1 protein-coding gene and 1 pseudogene are annotated in these 1,788 nt (G+C 69.2%); both read right to left on the minus strand.

The window, feature by feature from the left end:
• Positions 1–674 (minus strand): SDR family NAD(P)-dependent oxidoreductase (locus tag ADT71_RS00255; protein WP_054434100.1); only part of this gene is annotated, 674 nt, incomplete at its 3' end.
• An 11-nt stretch (positions 675–685) separates the two neighbouring features.
• Positions 686–1,779, minus strand: a pseudogene (locus tag ADT71_RS00260) (fumarylacetoacetate hydrolase family protein).
• Between the last annotated feature and the right edge of the window lie 9 nt (positions 1,780–1,788).

Genomic DNA, 1,788 nt, shown 5'->3' on the forward strand with positions numbered 1-1,788 from the left:
GCGGCGACGTCGGCGGGCTGGATGCGGGCCTTGAGGCACTGTGCGGCCATGATCTCGGCCTCGCCCTCGGGGGTGTACCACTGTTTCTGGCGCGGGGTGTCGACATTGCCCGGCACGATCGTGTTGACGCGGATGTTGTCGGCGCCAAGGTCGCGCGCCATGGCCCGGGTCATGCCTTCCACCGCCGCCTTGGCGGTCTGGTAGAGCACGAGATCGGGCAGGCCGAGGTGCCAGCTGATCGAACCGAAGTTCAGGATCACGCCCCCGCCCTGCGCCTTCATGCCCGGCACCACCGCCTGCGCCGCGAAGAACTGGTGGCGCAGGTTCGTCGCCATGCGCTCGTCCCAGTAGGCCGGCGTCACTTCGTCGATGCCGTGCCGGTCATCGCTCGCGGCATTGTTGAGCAGCACGTCGACACCGCCGATCGCCTCGGCCAGCTCGGCCAGGACCGCGGCCGTCGCATCGAGATCGCGCAGATCGCAGGCCCGGAAATGCGTGCCCGGCAGCGCCGCGGACAGCGCCTCTCCGGCCGGGGCGTTGATGTCGAGGAAGCCGACATGGGCGCCCTGCCCGGCAAACGCCTCGACAAGGCCCGCGCCGATGCCGGTGCCGCCGCCGGTGATGAGCACCCGCTTGCCCTTGAGGCTGGGATAGATGGCCGAATGGTTCGTCATGGATGTGATCTTCATGCCTTGAGCAGTCCGCGCGACAGCAGGTTGGCGTAGAGCGCCCCGATTCCGGTGCTCCACGGCGCCGCATCGCGCGAGGTGACGACGCGGTTGGTGAGCTGGCCCAGCCGGTCGCTCTCGATCGTCACCACGTCGCCCACCTTGTGCGTGAAGCCGCGGCCTTCCTCGTCGCGGTCCTGCACCGGCGCGAACAGCGTGCCCAGGAACAGCACGAAGCCGTCGGGGTACTGGTGCTCGCTCAGCGTCTGGCGCACGAGGTCGAGCGGATCGCGGCTGATCTCGGCCATGTTGCTCTTGCCGCTCAGCACGAAGCCGTCCTCGCCGGTGATCGAGAGCCGCACTTCGGCATCGCGCACATGGTCGATGGTGAAGCTCTCGTCGAACAGGCGCACCAGCGGGCCGAGCGCGCAGGAGGCGTTGTTGTCCTTGGCCTTGCCCAGCAGCAGCGCCGAGCGCCCCTCGAAATCGCGCAGGTTCACGTCGTTGCCGAGCGTCGCGCCCACGGCCTTGCCGTCGCTGCCGACCAGCAGGGCGATCTCGGGCTCGGGGTTGTTCCAGCTCGAATCCGAGCGCACGCCGATCTCGGCGCCCACGCCCATGGTGGAAAGCACCGGCGACTTGGTGAACACTTCCGCGTCCGGCCCGATGGCGACTTCGAGATACTGCGACCACAGCCCGTCCTCGATCAGCGCGGCCTTGAGCTGGGCGGCACTGTCGGAACCGGGCACCACCGAGCGGATCTGCCCGCCGATACGCGCTTCCAGCCGCTCGCGAATGGCGGCCGCCGCGCTCCAGTCACCCCGCGCGCGTTCCTCGATCACCGCTCGATCGCGGAAGTGGCGAAAGTCACGCCGCAGGCCTTGACGCACTGGAGATCGACCGGGCTGAGCAGGTTCACCGCCGCCGCATCGAAGGCGCCCAGCCGTACCCCGCCCGCGCCCGAGAAATCGCCCGCCTCGACCAGCGCCGAAACCGTGGGCACCACGCCCGACATGTCGATCAGTTCGCCGCGCAGCACCAGGATCGGGCTAGGCCCCTCCCCAAAGTCCGCGCGGCCCACGAACGTTCCCTGCGCCCAGTCAGACGGCATCAGCGGCAT

It is taken from the genome of Novosphingobium sp. ST904, assembly GCF_001298105.1.
Classification (GTDB): Bacteria; Pseudomonadota; Alphaproteobacteria; order Sphingomonadales; family Sphingomonadaceae; genus Novosphingobium.